We start from the raw sequence: 19702 nt of genomic DNA, 5'->3' as shown, positions 1-19702 counted from the left end.
GTGAATCGCGAACGCATATTCAACTGTCTCGGCCGCACGACCTATGCGGCCCTCGTCGATGCGACGGCGCTAGGCCGATCGCGTCGGCACGCCTTCATCGACCTCGATCACTGGGCGCTGTGCCTGCTGCAGCGCGAGCAGAGCGATCTTGCGCGCCTGTTGGAGCAGTTCGGCAGCGACGTCGGCGAAGCGAAGCGCCGGATGGAGAAGGCGCTCGACGGCTTCGACGTGAGCGGCGACTCGCTGCGCGACATCTCGAGCTCGCTCGAGCGCAGCGTCGGGCCGGCCGTCATCTGGAGCCAGATCGCGGCGCGCGCGGGCAAGGTGCGCTCCGGCCACCTGCTGCTCGCGTGGCTCGACGAGGATCTGACGCGCCGCTGGCTGCAGCAGCGCGTGCCGAGCGGCATCACGTCGGTCGCGCTAGATGAAGTGGTGAAGCGCTACGAATCGCTCGCGGCCGGCTGGCCGGAAAGCAACGAAGCGCCCGCCGCGATCGACGGCGGCGCGCTCGGCGAGCACGCGGGCGAAGCCGCCGCCGACGGCACGAGCGACGCGCTCGCGAAGTGGGCGACGTGCGTGACCGAGCAGGCCGCGCGCGGCGAGCTCGATCCCGTCGTCGGCCGTGACGACGAATTGCGCACGGTGATCGACATCCTGTCGCGCCGTCGCCAGAACAATCCGATTCTCGTCGGCGAGGCGGGCGTGGGCAAGACGGCCGTCGTCGAGGCGCTCGCGCAGAAGATCCAAGCGGGCGCGGTGCCGCCGGGCCTGCTCGGCGCGCAGGTATGGGCGCTCGATCTCGCGCGGATGCAGGCGGGCGCCGGCGTGCGCGGCGAGTTCGAGCAGCGGCTGAAATCGCTGATCGACGCGGTGATCGCATCGCCTGATCCGATCATCCTGTTCTGCGACGAGACGCACACGCTGATCGGCGCGGGCGGCGCAGCCGGCACGGGCGACGCGGCGAACCTGATCAAGCCGATGCTCGCGCGCGGTCAGCTTCGGATGGTCGCCGCGACGACGTGGTCCGAATACAAGCAGTACATCGAACCGGACGCGGCGCTCGTGCGGCGCTTCCAGGCGGTTCCCGTCGACGAGCCGAGCGATGACGCGGCAGTCGACATGCTGCGCACGATCGCGCCGCGCTTTGCCGCGCACCACGGCGTGCGCATCGTCGATTCGGCGCTGCGCGGCGCGGTCGAGCTGTCGCGCCGCTATCTGCCCGCGCGGCAGTTGCCGGACAAGGCGATCAGCCTGCTCGACACCGCATGCGCGCGCGTCGCGATGAGCCAGAACTGCGCGCCCGCCGAGCTCGAGCGCTTGCAGCACCAGGCGTTCGCGATCGGCCAGACGCTCGATTGGCGCGCGAGCGATCGCCGGATGGGCGTGCGCACGCCGGGCGACGAGGGTGAACTCGAAGGCCGCCAGGCGAGCCTCGTGCAGCAGGCGGCGACGCTCGGGACGGTCGTCGACGCGCAGCGCGACGAGGTGCGCACGTGGCTCGCGCGTCTGAACGACGAAACGAATACGCCTGCCGACAGCGACGGCGATTCGTTCGCCGCGCGCATCGGCGCGAATCGCTGGGTGCGTCCGTGGGTCGACGAGCACGTCGTGTCGGAGGTGCTCGCCGAGTGGACGGGCGTGCCCGTCGCGCAGCTCGCGCAGGACGATGCGCAGCGCGTCGTCGAGCTCGAGGGCGCGCTGAATGCAGGCATCCACGGGCAGACGGGCGCGATGCGCTCGATCGCACAGGCGTTGCAGGTGTCGCATTCGGGGCTCAACGATCCGCGCCGGCCGCTCGGCGTGATGCTGCTCGCCGGCCCGACCGGCACCGGCAAGAGCCAGGCCGCGGCGAAGCTCGCCGAGCTGCTGTTCGGCGGCGAGCGCAACCTGCTCCAGTTCAACATGAACGAGTTCCAGGAAGCGCACACGGTGTCGACGCTCAAGGGCGCGCCGCCCGGATACGTCGGCTACGGCAAGGGCGGGCGCTTGACCGAGGCGGTACGCAAGAAGCCGTACAGCGTGCTGCTGCTCGACGAATTCGATCGCGCGCATCCGGACATTCATGAGGTGTTCTATCAAGTCTTCGATCAGGGTTGGATGGAGGACGGCGAAGGCCGCAGGATCAGCTTCCGCAACTGCCTGATCCTGTTGACGAGCAATCTCGGCGACGTCGAGATCGAAGCGGCGTGCAAGGCCGATCCGCAGATCTCGCAGGCGAAGCTCGACAAGCTCGTCGGCGAGCGGCTGCAAGGGCGCTTCTCGCCCGCGCTGCTCGCGCGGATTCAGCTCGTCGCGTTCCGGCCGCTCGATGTCGAAGCGCTCACCGGCATCGCGACGCAGGCGCTCGACGAACTCGGCGAACGCCTCGCGGAGAACGATTTGCAGTGGCGCGCGGACGAAGGCGTCGCGTCGTGGGTCGCGCATGCGGTGTCGCAGCATCCGGCGAACGGCCGCGCGGTGCGCGACCTGCTGCGCCAGCACGTGATGCCGGCCGTCGCGCGCGGCGTGCTCGCCGCGCGGGCGGAGGGGCGCGCGCTGAAGACGGTGCGGCTGTCCGCGCATGAGAAGCTGGCGCTCGTGTTCGACGAGGATGCGTGGGAGCTGAGCGGCACCGATGCCGCGGCGCTCGGCGAGCAGGCGGAAGCGGCGGCGCTCGAAGCCGCGGCGGCCGCTGCCGTGGAGGCGCACGAAGCACATGACGCACACGGCGCGCATGAAGTGGATGAAGCGCATGAAGCGATAGGCGGCTCGCACGCCGACGCGAACGTGGATGCAAGCGTGCAGGCGAGCGGCGCGCATCCGGTCGGCGCGCATGGGCCTGACGAAACGACATCGGCGAACGCCGGCACGACGGGAGAACCGTCATGCGTCTGATCGAACTGCGTAGTCCCCTGTTGGACCCGGATTCGGTTGCACTGAGCTTCGTGGTCCACGAGAACCTGTCGCAGGAGCCGTCGTATCAGCTCGATCTGCTGAGCCACGATCCGGACCTGGATTTCGACGCGCTGCTCGGCTCGTCGCTGTCGGCGGACATCGATCTGGGCGGCGGCGCCGTGCGGACGTTCAACGCGCACGTGTTCGGCGGGAACGACACGGGCCAGATGAGCGGGCAGTACACGTACACGCTGGAATTGAGGAGCTGGCTGTCGTTCCTCTCGGAGAACCGCAACAGCCGGATCTTCCAGAACATGAGCGTGCCGCAGATCGTCGAGCAGGTGTTCCAGGGCCATCAGCGCAACGGTTACCGGTTCGAGCTCGAAGGCACGTACGAGCCGCGCGAGTACTGCGTGCAGTTCCAGGAAACGGATCTGAACTTCGTGAAGCGGTTGCTGGAAGACGAAGGGATCTATTTCTGGGTCGAGCACGAGAAGGACAGTCACATCGTCGTGATCTCGGACACGCAGCGCTTCGATGATCTGCCGCTGCCGAACGACGAGCTCGAATATCTTCCGGACGGCGAAGAATCGCGTGCGATCCAGGGGCGCGAAGGCGTGCAGCGCTTGCAGCGTACGCGGCGGATCAAGTCGAACAACGTCGCGCTGCGCGACTTCGACTATCACGCGCCGTCGAACCGTCTGGACAGCGATGCGCAGCAGGTGTCGCCGCCGAATCTCGAAGGGATTCCGCTCGAATACTACGACTACGCGACCGGCTACAGCGAGCAGGAACAGGGCGAGCGCCTCGCGCGCCTGCGGCTCGAAGCGATCCAGGCGGACTCGCACGTGCTCGTCGGCGAGGCGAACGCACGCGCGCTCGCGACGGGCCGCGCATTCACGCTGGTCGGCCATCCGGCCGCGCAGCGCAATGGTCGGTACTACGTGACGAGCAGCGAGCTGACGTTCATTCAGGACGGACCGGATAGTACGTCGCAGGGCCGTAATGTCGCGGTGAAGTTCCGCGCGCTCGCCGACGACCAGCCGTTCCGCCCGCTTCTGACGACGTCGCGCCCCGAGGTGCCGGGCATCCAGAGCGCGACGGTGGTGGGCCCGGAGATGTCGGAGGTGCACACCGACAAGCTCGGGCGCATCCGCGTGCACTTCCACTGGGACCGCTACAAGACGACCGAAGCCGATGCGTCGTGCTGGATTCGCGTGTCGCAGGCTTGGGCGGGCAAGGGCTGGGGCGTGATCGCGATGCCGCGGGTCGGGCAGGAAGTGCTGATCACGTACGTCGACGGCGATCTCGACCGGCCGCTCGTGACGGGGATCGTCTACAACGGCGAAAACCCGACGCCTTACGATTTGCCGAAGGACATCCGCTACACGGGCCTCGTGTCGCGTTCGATCAAGCGCGCGGGCGGCTACCAGAACGCGAGCCAGATCACGTTCGACGACCAGCGCGGCGCGGAGCGCGTGATGATCCACGCGGAGCGCGACATGCAGCAGACGGTCGAGCGCAACAGCTCGACGTCGATCGCGCAGGACTTGAACCTGTCGGTGAAGGGCACGTCGACGTCGGTCGTCGGGATCTCGGTCAGCTTCACCGGCATCTCGGTGTCGTACACGGGGCTGTCGGTGAGCTTCACCGGCGTGTCCGCGAGCTTCACCGGCGTGAGCACGTCGTTTACCGGCGTGAGCACGAGCTTCACCGGCGTGTCGACATCGTTTACCGGCGTGAGCACGAGCTTCATCGGCGTGTCGACGTCGTTCACCGGCGTCGATACGGGCTTCAAGGGCGTATCGACCGCGATGATCGGCGTTTCGACCAGCGTCGTGGGTTCCAGCAACTCGGTGACGGGCGTGTCGAACAGCATGACGGGCATCTCGTCGTCATGGACCGACGTCAGCATGTCGACGACCGGGCAGTCGCAGAGCATCACCGGCGTATCGCTGTCGTACACGGGCACGTCGAACAGCATGACGGGCACGAGCACGTCGGTGACGGGCACGTCGACGAGCATCACGGGCACGTCGATGTCGAACACGGGCAGCTCGACGAGCATCACGGGCACGTCGATGTCGACGACGGGCAGCTCGACGAGCGTCACCGGATCGAGCGTGTCGACGACCGGCAGCTCGGTGAGCACGACGGGTTCGAGCGTATCGACGACGGGCAGCAGCGTGTCGGTGACGGGATTCAGCTTCTCGTACACCGGCGCGAGCTACTCGGACGTGGGCATCGACCTGAAGAAGGTCGGCATGCAAGTGAAGAGCTGACGCTATGCGCGATATCACACCATCATCGCTTTATGCGACTGAGGCGGCGAGACGAATTAGCACTCGGATCGATAGCGTCGCGGTACCCGAATGTGCGGCGCCGACCGATGCCCGTTGCCGTATCGAGGCACGTGCGTCGGCGGATGCGAAGGCAGAGGGAGGGGCCATATGCGTCTGATCGAACTACGCAGTCCGCTGTTGGACCCGGATTCGGTTGCACTGAGCTTCGTGGTCCACGAGAACCTGTCGCAGGAGCCGTCGTATCAGCTCGATCTGCTGAGCCGCGATCCGAATCTGGATTTCGACGAGTTGCTCGGCTCGTCGCTGTCGGCGGACATCGATCTGGGCGGCGGCGCCGTGCGGACGTTCAACGCGCACGTGTTCGGCGGGAACGACACGGGCCAGATGAGCGGGCAGTACACGTACACGCTGGAATTGAGGAGCTGGCTGTCGTTCCTCTCGGAGAACCGCAACAGCCGGATCTTCCAGAACATGAGCGTGCCGCAGATCGTCGAGCAGGTGTTCCAGGGCCATCAGCGCAACGGTTACCGGTTCGAGCTCGAAGGCACGTACGAGCCGCGCGAGTACTGCGTGCAGTTCCAGGAAACGGATCTGAACTTCGTGAAGCGGTTGCTGGAAGACGAAGGGATCTACTTCTGGGTCGAGCACGAGAAGGACAATCACATCGTCGTGATCTCGGACACGCAGCGCTTCGATGATCTGCCGCTGCCGAACGACGAGCTCGAATATCTTCCGGACGGCGAAGAATCGCGTGCGATCCAGGGGCGCGAAGGCGTGCAGCGCTTGCAGCGTACGCGGCGGATCAAGTCGAGCAACGTCGCGCTGCGCGACTTCGACTATCACGCACCGTCGAAGCGCTTGGACAGCGATGCGCAGGTCGAGCTGTCGAGCCTTGACGGCATTCCGCTCGAGTACTACGACTATGCGACCGGCTATAGCGATCCGGCGCAGGGCGAGCGGCGAGCGCGCTTGCGGCTCGAAGCGATCCAGGCGGACTCGCACTCGCTCGTCGGCGAGGCGAACGCACGCGCGCTCGCGACGGGCCGCGCGTTCACGCTGGTCGGTCATCCGGCGTTGAGCCGCAATCGTCGGTACTACGTGACGAGCAGCGAGCTGACGTTCATTCAGGACGGACCGGATAGTACGTCGCAGGGCCGTAACGTCGCGGTGAAGTTCCGCGCGCTCGCCGACGATCAGCCGTTCCGCCCGCTGCTCGTCACCAAGCGGCCGCGGGTGCCGGGCATCCAGAGCGCGACGGTGGTGGGCCCGGAGATGTCGGAAGTGCACACCGACAAGCTCGGGCGCATCCGCGTGCACTTCCACTGGGACCGCTACAAGACGACCGAAGCGGACGCGTCGTGCTGGATTCGCGTGACGCAGGCATGGGCGGGCAAGGGCTGGGGCGTGATCGCGATGCCGCGGGTCGGGCAGGAAGTGATCGTCGTTTATGTCGACGGCGATCTCGACCGGCCGCTCGCGACGGGGATCGTCTACAACGGCGAAAACCCGACGCCTTACGATTTGCCGAAGGATATCCGCTACACGGGCCTCGTCACGCGTTCGATCAAGCGCGCGGGCGGCATTCCGAACGCGAGCCAACTGACGTTCGACGATCTGCACGGCGCGGAGCGCGTGATGATCCACGCGGAGCGCGACATGCAGCAGACGGTCGAGCGCAACAGCTCGACGTCGATCGCGCAGGATTTGAACCTGTCGGTGGATGGCACGTCGACGTCGGTCGTCGGCATCAAGGTCAGCTTCACCGGCATCTCGGTGTCGTACACGGGGCTGTCGGTGAGCTTTACCGGCGTGTCGGCGAGCTTCACCGGCGTGAGCACGTCGTTTACCGGCGTGAGCACGAGCTTCACCGGCGTGTCGACATCGTTTACCGGCGTGACCACGGGTTTCACCGGCGTATCGACGTCGTTTGTCGGCGTGGACACGAGCTTCACCGGCATCAGCACGGGGTTCGTCGGCGTGTCAACGAGCTTGACGGGTTCCAAGAATTCCGTGACGGGCGTGTCGAACAGCATGACGGGCATCTCGTCGTCATGGACCGACGTCAGCATGTCGACGACCGGGCAGTCGCAGAGCACCACCGGCGTATCGCTGTCGTACACGGGCACGTCGAGCAGCATGACGGGCACGAGCACGTCGGTGACGGGCACGTCGACGAGCATCACCGGCACGTCGATGTCGAACACGGGTAGCTCGACGAGCATCACGGGCACGTCGATGTCGACGACGGGCAGCTCGACGGGCATTACGGGCTCGAGCATGTCGGCCACCGGCAGTTCGGTGGGCACGACGGGCTCGAGCGTATCGACGACGGGCAGCAGCATGTCGGTGACGGGATTCAGCTTCTCGTACATCGGCGCGAGCTACTCGGACGTGGGCATCGATCTAAAAAAGCTCGGGATGCAGACGAAGAACTGACCTATGCGACATATCAAACCACAAGCGGCCCTCGTGGCCACGACCAATACGCAGATCGGCGCGCAGCCGATGCTCGGGATCAGCATCGGCATGGGCTTCAGGCTCGATCAGCCGTCGATCCTCGTACACGAAGCGGCTGTCTGGGAAGCGCTGAAGGCAGCCGCGCCGTCGCTGCCGCTGTATGAATCGGCACTGCCGAAGCAGCGCGCCGAATGGCTGCTCGCCGGCCATTCGACGCATTCCGTCGGGCCCGGCGCGAGCTCGCGCAATGTCGACTGGACTGCATGGGTCGAGTTCGACGGCGTGCGCAAAGTCGTCTCGTGCGCGACGCAGCTCGGCGACGAGCATGCGCAGGGCGGCTTCGCGCGCATCGCGATCGATCACCGGCATGCGGCGGCGGGCGGCGCGCAGGAAAACCCGTTCGGCGTGGCGTCCGGCACGCCGCCGCTGCAACAGCTGCGCACATTCGGCGTCGGCCCATCGCCGCTCGCGGCGATGGGCGCGATCGGCAGCGACTGGCCCGAGCGCACGCAATGGATGCCGACGCGGCCGGGCACGGTCGACGCGATGGCGCAGGACGGCACGCATATGGGCTGGCCCGCGAACGTCGATTTGCGCTTCTTCCAGCAGGCGGCGTCCGATCAATGGGCGCGCGGCGAATGCTGGACGCCCGGCGCGCGTTTCGAGCTGAGCGGCTTCGGGCCGCAGGGCGAGGGCTTCGCGGGCGAGCTGCCGCGCCTCGTGCCCGTCGCGCTCGTGACGCGCAACGGCCGCCCGGGCATTGAGCGCCTGTCGTTCAAGCAGCAGACGGTGTGGTTCCTGCCCGATCGCGGCATCGGCGTGCTGTGGTGGAACGGCGCGGTCGCGCTCGATTTCCTGCTCGACGACAGCCCGACGATGCTCGTCACCGCATTCAAGGACGAGGCCGAGCGGATCGACGTCGACGCGGTGATGAAATTCGCCGATCAGCGCGCGGACCTGAACTGCACCGATCCGCTGCAACAGGCGGATCACGAACTGATGCCCGCTGTCGCGAGGGGCTGGACCTGGGAGATGATCCTCGACACGGAAGACCATCCGCGCTTCGCACCGGCGCCGCGCGGCTACGAAGAAGTCCGTGCGCGGGTCGAGCAGAACCGTCGGCAGCTCGTCGAGGCGCGCGACGCAAGCGAACGGCTGTCGGCGTTCGAGGAAGCGAATCGCAGCGCGAAGCTGCCGGGCGCGCCGCGCGGCGGCGAAAATTGGCGCACGCGGCTGCGTCAGGCGAAGACGCCCGAGCTCGCGAACGTCACGATTCGCGACGCCGATCTGTCGTCGCTGCGCTTCGACGGCTGGAAGTTCGACGAAGTGCGCTTCGAGCGCTGCACGCTCGATCGCAGCGAATGGACGAACTGCCGGCTCAATCAGGTGCATGCGGTCGACTGCTCGTTCGCCGACGTGAAGATGAGCGACGGCTGGTGGAAGGGCGGCAAGATCCAGCGCTGCAATCTCGAGCGCAGTGCGTGGCTGAACGTGGAGATCGAGCGGATCTCGATCGACGAATGCCGGCTCGACGATCTGAAAGTGGCGGGCGGCTCGTGGTCGATGCTGTCGGTGCAGGGCCGCGGCGGCGTGCGCGGCGACGTTCAGGATGTCGAATGGAACTCGGTGTCGTGGTCCGAGGTGAGCGCGCCCGGCTGGACCTGGACGCGCGTGCGCGCGGACGATCTCGCGATCGTCGAATGCGCGATGGCGGGCCTCGCGGTGTCGCAATGCACGCTCGCGAAGCCGAGCATTTTGCTGACCGACTTGTCCGCGAGCGTCTGGCAGCGCAGCATGCTCACGTTCGCGGTGCTGTCGCACGGCACGTCGATCAACGGCGCGCGGCTCACCGACTGCGTGCTCAAGTCGTCGAGCCTGCAGGAGCTGCGTGCGGACCGCGTGCAGGTTGACCACTGCTCGTTCATGCAACTGAACGCGCAGCATCTGCATGCGCAGCAGTCGCACTGGAGCCGCACGGTGCTCGACGGCGCGAACGTGATGCACGCGCAACTGACGGGCACGTCGTTCGACCGCTGCTCGCTGAAGGAGGCAATGTTCTATGGCGCCGACATGCGGCAGACGCGCATGCGCGACTGCAATCTCGTTCGGGTCCGCACGTCGTGGATTCACCCGCCGGAAGCAGGCGCGTGGCGCGGCAATCTGAACGCCGGCCAGCTCGACGTGCCGAGGAGGGTGTGATGAGCAAGATCCGCTCGACGGTGCCGCCGCCGCCGCTGCCCGAAGTCGTCGAGGGGCAGCACTACACGTTGCCGCAGCGCGACGTCGCGCTGGCGGACACGCTGTTCGTCGATTGCCACTTCGACCGCGTCGAATGGACGGGCTGCCGGCTGTCGAACCTGCGCTTCGTGAACTGCACGTTCGATGCGAACCGCTTCGATCGCTGCGAGCTGATGAAGCTCACGTACGAGTCGAGCCGGCTCCGGGCGAGCGCGTGGACGCAGAGCGCGTTGCAAGGCGTGTCGTTCAGCGAATGCGAGATCGAGGGCGGCACGTGGACGGGCAGCTTGCTGAAGGACGTCGTGTGCGCGCAGTCGAAGGGCGCGCGCTGGCTGTTCGACAGCGTGCGCGGCGCGCACGTGTCGCTCGTCGCGGGCGACTACGCGGGCGTCACGCTGCGCGGCGGGCACTGGAGCGACACGTCGTGGATCGGCAGCCAATTGGCCGAACTGCGGCTCGAATCCGTCGGGCTGGAGAACCTGATCGCAGGGCAAAGCGGCTTTCAGCACGCGGTGCTCGTCGAATGCCGCGGCGTCAACGTGCGCTGGATCGATTCGCGCATCGAGCGGTTGACCGTGCAGGGCTGCGAGCTGAAGCAGGCCGCATGGTCGCACAGCACGTGGGCGACGGGCGAGATCCACGCGAGCCGGCTGCCGCTCGCGAGCTTCGATCATGCGACCGTCAACGGCCTGACCGTGACGAACAGCGACTTGCCGCAGGCGATCTTCGACAGCGCGAGCGTGTCGGACAGCTCGCTGCAGGGCGTGCGCGCGCAGCGGATCGCGTTGCGCGACGCGTGGCTCACGCGCGTGAACCTGTCCGGCGCGCACCTGCAGCAGCTCGATGCACGCGGCCTGCATCTGGAGCGCGTCGACCTGCGCGGCGCCGATTGCCGAGGCGGCAATCTGATCGGCCAGCTTCGCCCGGTGTGGGCGGCGGCCGACACGCGGGATGCGGTATTCGAGGAAGCCACCGGCGCTGATGATCAGCTTTGGTGGCAACGAGTCCAACCGGGAGCAAGAGGAGTTTGACGATGAGCATGCGGGAAATGGTTGTCGCGCACGACGCGCTTGCATACGAATCGGACGACGACGCGGCGTCGCGTCACGCGCTGACGCGGATCATGAAGGGCGGTGCGCGCGTGCGCGATGAGAAGGCATGCGAGCAAGCCGAGCCGGCGGATGCGCCGGCATCGTCCTCGCCCGCCGCCGCGTCGACGACGCTCGCGCGCATCGACGGCAAGCGCACGGCGGCGGGCGAATGGCCCGTCGCGGTGCAGCCGGGCGTCGTGCTGCGCGCGAGGAAGGCGGTGAGCTGCGTGGTCGCGCCGGAGCCGGGCGATCTCGTGCAGATCTGCCGCGAAGGCGAGCACTGCTGGGTGCTCGCGGTGCTCGAGCGCGGCGCGGCGGGCGGCGAAAAGCGCGGTGAGAAGAACCGCGAGGTCTTATTGGATTTTGGCGACGCGCACGTCGCGCTTCGCGCGCGCGACGTGCGCGTCGAGGCGCGCGATCGGTTGTCGCTCGAGGCCGCGCAGCTCGCGAGCCGCGCGCAGGTGGTGACGCAGGCGGCGGCCGAGCGCCAGACGCACGTGAGCGGCACCGACGCGACGCACGCGGGCAGCACGGTCGTCCACACCGAGCGGCACATGGCGATGCACGCGAAGAGCGCGGTCGTCACCGCGGCGTCGCTGCTGAAGATCGACGCAGGCCAGATTCACATGGGCTGAGCGTCGCTCGCGCCCGGTTTCTTGAAGGAGGTAGTCATGTTTGCAAATTGCTCAGCCGGGGGGATGGCGATCGCGCCGGGGAACGACGTCTGCAAGACGCCGCCCCTCGCCATTCCCATGCCGTACACGAACATCGCGAACAAGCCCGAGGCCGTGCCGAACGTGCCGAACATCATCTATGCGGGCGGTCCGGTGCACAACCTGAACACGATCATTCCGGTCACTCACAGCGACGAGCCGGGCTCGATGGGCGGCGTTGCGTCGGGCACGGTGTCGGGGCCGTCGCGACACGCGAAAGGCTCGAGCAAGGTGATGATCCAGGGTGCGCCGCAGACGCGGCTCACGGACACCAACCTGCCGAACAACCAGAACACGGCCGGTTTTTCCGCTGTTCCGTCGCAGACGATCACGATGACTCTCAGCTGAACATCGTGCGTCGCAAGATGGGCCCCTTCAAATCGATCGCGGCGGCGCTCGCGCTCGGCGTGCTCGCCGGTTGTTCGGCGTTCTCGTCGTCGAAGCCGGAAGAACCGCGGCAACTGCACGTGACGCTCGTCGGCGGCGGCCGCCTGAACGCCGCGCCGGCTGGCGAGGCGCGTCCGATTCAGACGTGCGTGTACGTCGTGACCGCGGCCGACTGGCTGCCGACGCAGGGCGGCGACGATTCGTCGTGCGCATCGCGCGGGCAGGACAGCACGGTCGTCGCCGATTCGCGCCACGTGATCGCGCCGAACCAGGTGCTGCAGTTCTCGTTGAGCCTGCCGCGCTCGGGCGATCTCTGGCTCGTCGCCGACGCCGACTACGCGCGTCGGCCGGCGAACTACGCGCCGCTGCGCGTGCGCGTCGAGGGCCGCGGATTGATTCACATGGCCGTCTGGCTTGACCGCGACGGCATCTACAACGCGTTGTTGCCGGGGCCGGTGCCCGTCGGCGGTGTGATGTCCGCATCGGCCGTGCGCATCGACGAGCCGCCGCCCGAGCGCAAGACGAAAACCACCTATGGGACAAGGAGAAGCAGGCAATGAGTAGTCTGCCGGTAGGACCGGTCGCGTGGAGCGACGGCATGCTGATCGAGACGCAGCACTTCCAGCAGCTCGAGCGGCATCTCGCGCATCAGGCCGCACTGCGGCTCGGTCAGACGTCGAATCACGGCTGGGGCTTCACGCTGCTCGATCTCGATCAGGACGGCCTCGGGCTCGGCAGGCTCGGGCTGCGCCACGCGCGCGGCGTGTTCCAGGACGGCACCGCGTTCTCGCTGCCGTCCGACGATCCGCTGCCGCCGCCGCTCGAGACCGAGCTCGCGCAGGCGGGCGACATCGCGTGCCTCGCGCTGCAAGCCGCGCGCACGGGCGGCCCGGAGATGGCGTTCGGCGACGTCGCATCGGCGTCGCGCTATCGCGCGGTGTCGACCGAAGTGCCCGATCTCGCGGTCGGGCTCGACGCGCCCGGCACGCCGCGGCGCCTGACGATCGAGACGGGCCAGCTCGTTTCGCGCCTTTGCTGGAAGTCGCAATTGCGTTCGGATGAAGTCGCGCTGCCGATCGCGCGCGTCGCGGGCCGCAATGCGAGCCGCACGGTGTCGCTCGATCCGCGCTTCATCCCGCCGCTGCTCGACACGCGCGCGCATCTCGTGCTGCGCTCGCTGATCGACGAATTGCAGAGCACGCTGCGCGTGCGGCTCGCGAGCACGTCAGCGCAGCGCGTGCTGTCGACGGGCGGCGGCGTCGCCGATCTGATCGAGCTGCTGCTGCGCCAGGCGATCGCCGAGTACCGGATGCGTCTCGCGAACCTCGACGCGTTCGATCCGCTGCCGCCCGCGATGCTGTACCACGAGCTCGTCGGCCTGCTCGGGCGCCTGAGCGTGCTGCCGGGCGTCGACGAGGAGCTCGCCGATCGCGAGCTCGGCTACAACCACGACGATCTTCAGACGAGCTTCGAGCCGCTCGCGATGATGCTGCGCCAGGCGCTCGCGCGCGTGATCGAGACGCCGGTGTTGCCGCTGCGCTTCGAGGATCGCGGCGATCAGGTGCACATCTGCATCATCGACAAGCAGTGGAACCTGAAGAAACTGATTTTCGCGTTTTCGGCCGCGATGCCGGCGGAGAAGCTGCGGCAGTTGCTGCCGCAGCAGACGAAGCTGGGCGCCGTCGAGCAGATCCAGAAGCTCGTGGACCTGCAACTGCCGGGCGCGCGTCTGAACGCGTTGCCCAATCCCCCGCGCCAGATTCCCTACTACGCCCAAAGCACGTACTTCGAAGTGGAATCGACCGACCCGTTCTGGAAGCAGACCCTCGCCGGCTCGGCGATGGCGCTGCGCATCGTCGGCGATTTCCCCGATCTTCGCTTCGAAGCCTGGGGGCTGAGAGACGGCAAGGTGGCGTGACCCACGACATGAGACGCAATCTGCTATGAGCCTGCTACGAAACCTGTCCACCACGCTGCGCCGCGTATCGATGGCGTCCAACATGCTCGATCGCGCGGCGGCGAATCCGGATCTCGCGACGCGGATTCCGACGCTGTCGTCGCTGTCGAGCGCGGCGATGTCGAGTTCCGCCGTGTCGACCACCGGCACGACGAACGTCGCCGCGTCGGGCGGCGCGGCGAGCTCGGGTGCGCCGAGCTTCACATCGTCGGCCGCCGCGCCGAGCGCGCATCCCGCGAGCGACGCGCTGCCGCATGCCGACGGCTCGCCCCGCAATCCCGCCGTGCTGCAATTCCCGGTGCCGGGCGGCGCCGCGGCGCCCGCCGACACGCGCGGGGCGTCGCCCGTCGTCTACAACCCGCAGGGCGAGCAGGCCGCGATCATGAAGGCGGGGTTGCAGCAGGCGAGCTGGAACAACCCGTTCGTGTCGCACGCGCTGCCCGCGGTGCTGCAATTGCAGCGGCATCTCGCGGCCGGGCCGCTCAACCAGGCCGCGATCCGCACGCAGCTCGGGCTCGAAGTGCGGCTCTACCGCGAGCGGCTTGCCGGCTCCGGCTGCGAATGGGAGCAGATCCGCGACGCGTCGTACTTGCTTTGCACGTATCTCGACGAGACCGTCAACGATTCGGCGCGCGAGCACTCGCAGGTCGTCTACGACGGCGAGCGCAGCTTGCTCGTCGAATTCCACGACGACGCGTGGGGCGGCGAGGACGCGTTCGCCGACCTGTCGCGCTGGATGAAGGCCCCCGAGCCGCCGATCTCGCTTCTGTCGTTCTACGAACTGATCCTGTCGCTCGGCTGGCAGGGCCGCTACCGCGTGCTCGATCGCGGCGACGTGCTGTTGCAGGACCTGCGCTCGCAGCTGCATGCGCTCATCTGGCATCACGTGCCGCCCGAGCCGCTCGGCACCGATCTCGTCACGCCCGCGAAGCGGCGCCGCTCGTGGTGGACGGCCGGCCGCGCGGCGGTCGTCGCGCTCGGCGTGCTGGCGCTCGCCTACGGCGCGATCAGCCTGTGGCTCGATTCGCAGGGGCGGCCGATCCGCAACGCGCTCGCCGCGTGGATGCCGCCCACGCGCACGATCAACATCGCGGAGACGCTGCCGCCGCCGCTGCCGCAGATCCTGACGGAAGGGTGGCTCACGGCGTACAAGCATCCGCAAGGCTGGCTGCTCGTGTTCAAGAGCGATGGCGCGTTCGACGTGGGCAAGGCGAACGTGCGACCGGACTTCATGCACAACATCGAGCGGCTCGGCCTCGCGTTCGCGCCGTGGCCGGGCGACCTCGAGGTGATCGGCCACACCGATTCGCGGCCGATTCGCACGAGCGAGTTCCCGGACAACCAGGCGCTGTCGGAAGCGCGGGCGCGCACCGTCGCCGACGAACTGCGCAAGACCGCGCTGCCGGGCGGCGCGCGCGCGCCGGAGAACTCGGTGCAGCGCAACATCGAGTATTCGGGGCGCGGCGACGGGCAGCCGATCGACACGGCAAAGACGCCCGCCGCGTACGAACGCAACCGCCGCGTCGACGTGCTGTGGAAGGTGATTCCCGACGGCGCGCAGCGCCACGACCGCAACCTGAACCTGCAGCAGCCGGAGAAGCCCGGCCAGGTCCCGATGCGCCCGGCGATGCCGGAAGGCGTCGAGATCGCGCCTGAAGGACAACTGCCTTATGCGACGACGGAGGGCCGTCAACCATGATTCGCACGAGCTTGAGAGTATTCGCGGCGATCCTGATCGCGATCCTGATCTGGTGGGTGGGGCCGCTCTTCGCGTTCGGCATCTATCACCCGCTCGGCCCCGTGTGGGTGCGCGAGATCCTCGTCGCGCTGGTGCTGATCTGGGGCTTCTGGCCGACGCTCGCGCGCCTTTGGGCGCGGCTCGCGATGAGTCCGCGGCAGGTCAAGGTCGCGCCGAAGACGAAGCAGCTCGATTTCGTCGACAAGCATCTGCGCACCCTCGACCAGCAACTGAAGGAGCGCTGGCAGAAGGAGCCGCGCGGCCGCTGGAAGCGCTGGGTCGGCGCGCTCACGCGCCAGCATCGCGCGACGCTGCCGTGGTATCTGGTGCTCGGCTCGGAAGGCAGTGGCAAGACGAGCTTCGTCGCGAAGGCGGTCAACGTGTCGGGCTCGGTGCAGGACCGCGTGCTCGGCTCCGACGCGACGTACGGCCGCGGCGACGATTTCAACTTCCGGATCACGCGCGAAGCGGTGTGGTTCGATGTCGGCGGCCGCTGGAGCCTGCGCGCGGGTGTCGACGAGGCCGAGCTCGAAGCTTGGCGCAAGCTGCTGCGCGGCATGCGCCGGCTGCGCAAGGGCGCGCCGATCAGCGGCGTCGTGCTGTGCCTCGACGGCGTCGACATGATCGATGCGCCGCTCGACGCGCGCAAGCGTCTCGCGGACTCGGTGCGCGCGCGGCTCGACGAGATGCACGAGGCGTTCGGTCAGCAGGTGCAGGTGTATGTCGCGCTGAACGGGCTCGATCGGCTCGACGGCGCGGTGTCGACGCTGTCGCTGCTGGACGCGTCGAAGTGGGTGAGGGGCGTCGGCTTCAGCCTGCCTGACGACGGCGCCGAGGCTGACGCCGCGCGCGCCGACGCGACGTGGCAATACGCGCTGCAAGGCCTGCAGCAGCGGGTGCAGCAGCAGGTGCTGTATTCCGCGCCCGCCGCGACCGAGGTGTCGATGAACCATGCGCAGTTGCGCTTCGTCGAGACGCTGAGCCGCATGCAGAAGGCGCTCGTCGCATGGCTGCACGTCGCGCTCGCGCCGGGCGACACGCGTACGGCCGCGCGGCTGCGCGGCGTGTGGCTCGGCTCGATGGCCGAGCTCGCCGATGCGCATCCGGCGGCCGCGGCGGGCGCCGGCGCGGCGGGGCTGCCGGTGCCGTCGCGGTCGCTGAACGAGCTGTGGACGCCGCTCATCCGGCAGGTGTCGCTCGAGCGCGACGCCGTGCGGCCGAGCGGCCCGAAATCGTGGCGCGGCCGCCTGGGCGACGCGCTGCGCTGGAGCGCGGTGCCGATCGTCGTGTTGGGCCTCCTGCTGTGGTTCGGCTGGGGTTACGTCACCGAGCGCGACTACCTCGACGGCGTGTGGGCGCAGTTCACCGAGGCGAAGCGGCTCGCGCAGGCCGATGCGTCGTACGGTAACGACGGCGGCTCGACGCTCATCGAGATCGCGAACCAGATGCGCTACGCGCAGCTGCAGGCCGAGGACGCCGCGCAGGGGATGGCGACGCCGTACTTCGAGCACGGGCTCGTCGCCGAGACGGCGCGCGACACCTATTACCGGCACTTGCAGAAGATGCTGATGCCGGAGCTGTACAACGAAGTGCGGCGCACGCTCGTGTCGCAGGTCGACGGCACGCCGGGCGACATTTACCAGACGCTGAAGGTCTACCTGATGCTTTGCCGTCCTGATCGACGCTCGGCGGACGACGTCGTGCGCTGGCTCGACGGCCGCTGGGACACGCTGTCGGGCGGCCAGTACTCGGACGACGACCGGCGCTCGCTGCTCGCGCACGTGCGCACGCTGATATCGCTGAAGAACGTGCCGGCGACGCCGGAGGACGCGAACCTCGTGCGCTCGGCGCGCGCGAAGGCCGCGCAGATTCCGCTCGTCACGCGCGTGCTGCAGCACATCCACGCACAGGGGCTGCCGCAGCAGGTGAACGACATTTCGCTGTCGCGCGCGGCGGGCTTCGAGGCGGCGATGAGCCTGCGCATGCGCAGCAACGTGCCGTCGACCGATACCGCGGTGTCCGGCTGGTTCACGCGCGCGGGCTACACGGACGTGTTCCTGCCGAGGTTGCAGAAGAGCGCGCGCGCGATGCTCGAGGAAGAGAGCTGGGTGCTGCGCGACGAGACGCTGTCGGGCAACAGCTTCCAGATCGACGGGCTCGTGCAGAAGCTCGCCGATTCCGCGCGCAACCAGTTCCTTCAGGACTACATCGGCGCCTGGCAGAACTTCCTGAACGACGTGACGGTGCGCGGCGTGACGGGGCTCGACGACGCGTCGCAGCTCGCGGCCGCGATGATGGAGGCGCAGTCGCCGCTCGCGAACCTGCTGCGCTTCGCCGCGCGCGAGACGACGCTCACGGGCGCGAGCGACGAAGGCAACATCGACAGCTGGATCGATCGGCAGAAGTACCGCTTCGAGAAGGGCCGGCGGCAGATCGTCGGCGAGCTGAGCGGCCAGCACTATCGGACCGTGCTGCTGCCCGAGCACGTCGTCGAAGAGCACTTCCAGGCGATCCGCCAGCTCGCCGCGCAGTTGAACCGCAACAGCTCGGTGGCCACCAATCCGCTGTCGCGCCTGTTCGAGCCGCTGTATCGGCAGCTCGGGCTCGTCAACGGCGCGCTGCAGGCGGGCCAGGTGCTGCCCGCGCAGTACGACGCGTTCTCGCGGCTGAAGGAGACGGCCGCGCGTCAGCCGGAGCCCGTGCGCGGAATCATGCTCGACCTCGTGAGCAGCGGCAGCACGATGACGACGCGCGAATCCGGCGCGTTGCTCAATCGCGGCGCGGCGGGCGCGACGAAGATGGTCTGCGATCAGGGTTTCACGGGCCGCTATCCGTTGCGCCGCAACACGCAGGCGGACGCGGGCGTCGAGGACTTCGAACGATTGTTCAGCTCGCAAGGCCTGATGGCGACGTACTTCCGCGATCACCTCGCCGCGTACGTCGACACGTCCGCGAAGCCGTGGCAGGCGCTGCGCTCGAACGGCGGGCCGAACGGGATGGTCAGCCAGTCGGTCCTCAATTCGTACGAGACGGCCGACCGCATTCGCGGCGCGATGCTCGACGATTCGGGGCACTTGCGTGTGTCGACCGTGCTGCGCTTCATCGACATGGATTCGCAGTTGTCCGAAGCGCAGCTCGTGGTCGGCGGACAGACGCTGCGCTTCGCGCACGGCGTGACGTCGCCGCACCGGATCGACTGGACCAACCAGAACACGCAGCTCGCGATCAAGCTGCAACTGAAGTCCGTCGACGGCCGGATGACGACGTTGCAGTTCGACGGGCCGTGGGCGCTGTTCCGCTTCTTCGACGCGGGGCAGGCGATCGGCGGCACGGGTACGGCGGACCGTCGCGAGCGGCTGTATCAGACGAGCCTCGGCACGGTACGCATCGAATGGCAGGCGCTCACGCTGCCGTCGCCGATATGGTCGGGCATCCTGCAGTCGTTCAGGTGTCCGTCGTGATGCGTCGAGCATCGGTATTCATGCGCCGCAGGGCGCGCACATTGAAAAGGAGCAAGACATGATTGATCCGAAGGAAATCTTCGCCGCATGCAATAACGCGCACCAGTACGGGCAGGATGCGAGCGGCTCGATGGCCAAGCCGTTCATGGATTCGATTCCGAATCTGTCGACGGCGTCGTCGAGCAATGCGAGCAACCTGATCGGCAACGTGCAGGATGTGGGCTCGAAGATGCTCGAGCACATGTCGTCGATCAAGTCCGCGGTCGACAAGCAGGTGATGATCCACCAGGACAACCAGCAGCGTCAGAAGACCTACGACTTCAACGTCGACATGCGCGACCTGCGTCCGACCAACGCCGTCGGCTTCCCGGAGGAAATGCCGTCGATCTTCTTCGCGCCGTTCAGGACCGGAAAGTGATGCGGTTCGGCTGCGTGGGCAGCTGCGTCGGCGTCGGCGCGCTTCGCGCGCGGGCGTCGTCGCGC

Annotated in this window: 12 protein-coding genes; all 12 read left to right on the top strand. The window is 67.8% G+C overall.

The genetic code is table 11. From position 1 onward, the window contains the following. Nucleotides 1–2874 (top strand): type VI secretion system ATPase TssH, encoded by a 2874-nt coding sequence (tssH, locus tag WS78_RS27325; RefSeq protein ID WP_038751454.1) that lies wholly within the window; start codon nucleotides 1–3, stop codon nucleotides 2872–2874. Continuing rightward, entirely contained in the window at nucleotides 2865–5156 is a 2292-nt protein-coding gene (locus tag WS78_RS27320; RefSeq protein WP_059579687.1) for a type VI secretion system Vgr family protein, read from the top strand. The genes tssH and WS78_RS27320 overlap by 10 nt, the downstream gene beginning before the upstream one ends. A gap of 168 nt (nucleotides 5157–5324) precedes the next feature. Further along, on the top strand, nucleotides 5325–7613 hold the full coding sequence (locus WS78_RS27315) for a type VI secretion system Vgr family protein (RefSeq protein WP_059579692.1): 2289 nt from the start codon (nucleotides 5325–5327) through the stop codon (nucleotides 7611–7613). A gap of 3 nt (nucleotides 7614–7616) precedes the next feature. Then, the gene (locus WS78_RS27310; protein WP_059579696.1) at nucleotides 7617–9833 is read left to right on the top strand and encodes a DUF2169 family type VI secretion system accessory protein; all 2217 of its coding nucleotides are present in this window, start codon (nucleotides 7617–7619) and stop codon (nucleotides 9831–9833) included. Continuing rightward, a complete protein-coding gene (locus tag WS78_RS27305) occupies nucleotides 9833–10903 on the top strand; it encodes a pentapeptide repeat-containing protein (protein ID WP_038755430.1) in 1071 nt (356 codons plus the stop codon). Before WS78_RS27310 ends, WS78_RS27305 begins: the two co-directional genes overlap by 1 nt. A 2-nt stretch (nucleotides 10904–10905) precedes the next feature. Continuing rightward, nucleotides 10906–11598 (top strand): DUF3540 domain-containing protein, encoded by a 693-nt coding sequence (locus WS78_RS27300; protein WP_038755428.1) that lies wholly within the window; start codon nucleotides 10906–10908, stop codon nucleotides 11596–11598. Nucleotides 11599–11634: 36 nt separating this feature from the next. Then, nucleotides 11635–12024 (top strand): DUF4150 domain-containing protein, encoded by a 390-nt coding sequence (locus WS78_RS27295; protein ID WP_038755427.1) that lies wholly within the window; start codon nucleotides 11635–11637, stop codon nucleotides 12022–12024. A 5-nt stretch (nucleotides 12025–12029) separates the two neighbouring features. After that, the gene (locus tag WS78_RS27290) at nucleotides 12030–12623 is read left to right on the top strand and encodes a type VI secretion lipoprotein TssJ (RefSeq protein ID WP_038755425.1); all 594 of its coding nucleotides are present in this window, start codon (nucleotides 12030–12032) and stop codon (nucleotides 12621–12623) included. Further along, on the top strand, nucleotides 12620–13981 hold the full coding sequence (tssK, locus tag WS78_RS27285) for a type VI secretion system baseplate subunit TssK (protein ID WP_038755423.1): 1362 nt from the start codon (nucleotides 12620–12622) through the stop codon (nucleotides 13979–13981). Before WS78_RS27290 ends, tssK begins: the two co-directional genes overlap by 4 nt. Nucleotides 13982–14063: 82 nt before the next feature. Further along, nucleotides 14064–15719, top strand: coding sequence for a type IVB secretion system protein IcmH/DotU (gene icmH, locus WS78_RS27280; protein WP_059579700.1), 1656 nt, complete (start codon nucleotides 14064–14066; stop codon nucleotides 15717–15719). Continuing rightward, nucleotides 15716–19219 (top strand): type VI secretion system membrane subunit TssM, encoded by a 3504-nt coding sequence (gene tssM / locus WS78_RS27275; RefSeq protein ID WP_038755419.1) that lies wholly within the window; start codon nucleotides 15716–15718, stop codon nucleotides 19217–19219. Before icmH ends, tssM begins: the two co-directional genes overlap by 4 nt. A 58-nt stretch (nucleotides 19220–19277) precedes the next feature. Beyond that, entirely contained in the window at nucleotides 19278–19637 is a 360-nt protein-coding gene (locus WS78_RS27270; protein WP_038755417.1) for a DUF6277 family protein, read from the top strand. Nucleotides 19638–19702 lie beyond the last annotated feature (65 nt).

This window comes from Burkholderia savannae (genome assembly GCF_001524445.2).
In the GTDB taxonomy this organism is placed as follows: Bacteria; Pseudomonadota; Gammaproteobacteria; order Burkholderiales; family Burkholderiaceae; genus Burkholderia; species Burkholderia savannae.
The sequence above is the reverse complement of the archived record's forward strand: the minus strand, read 5'-3'. Positions and strand labels throughout refer to the sequence as shown.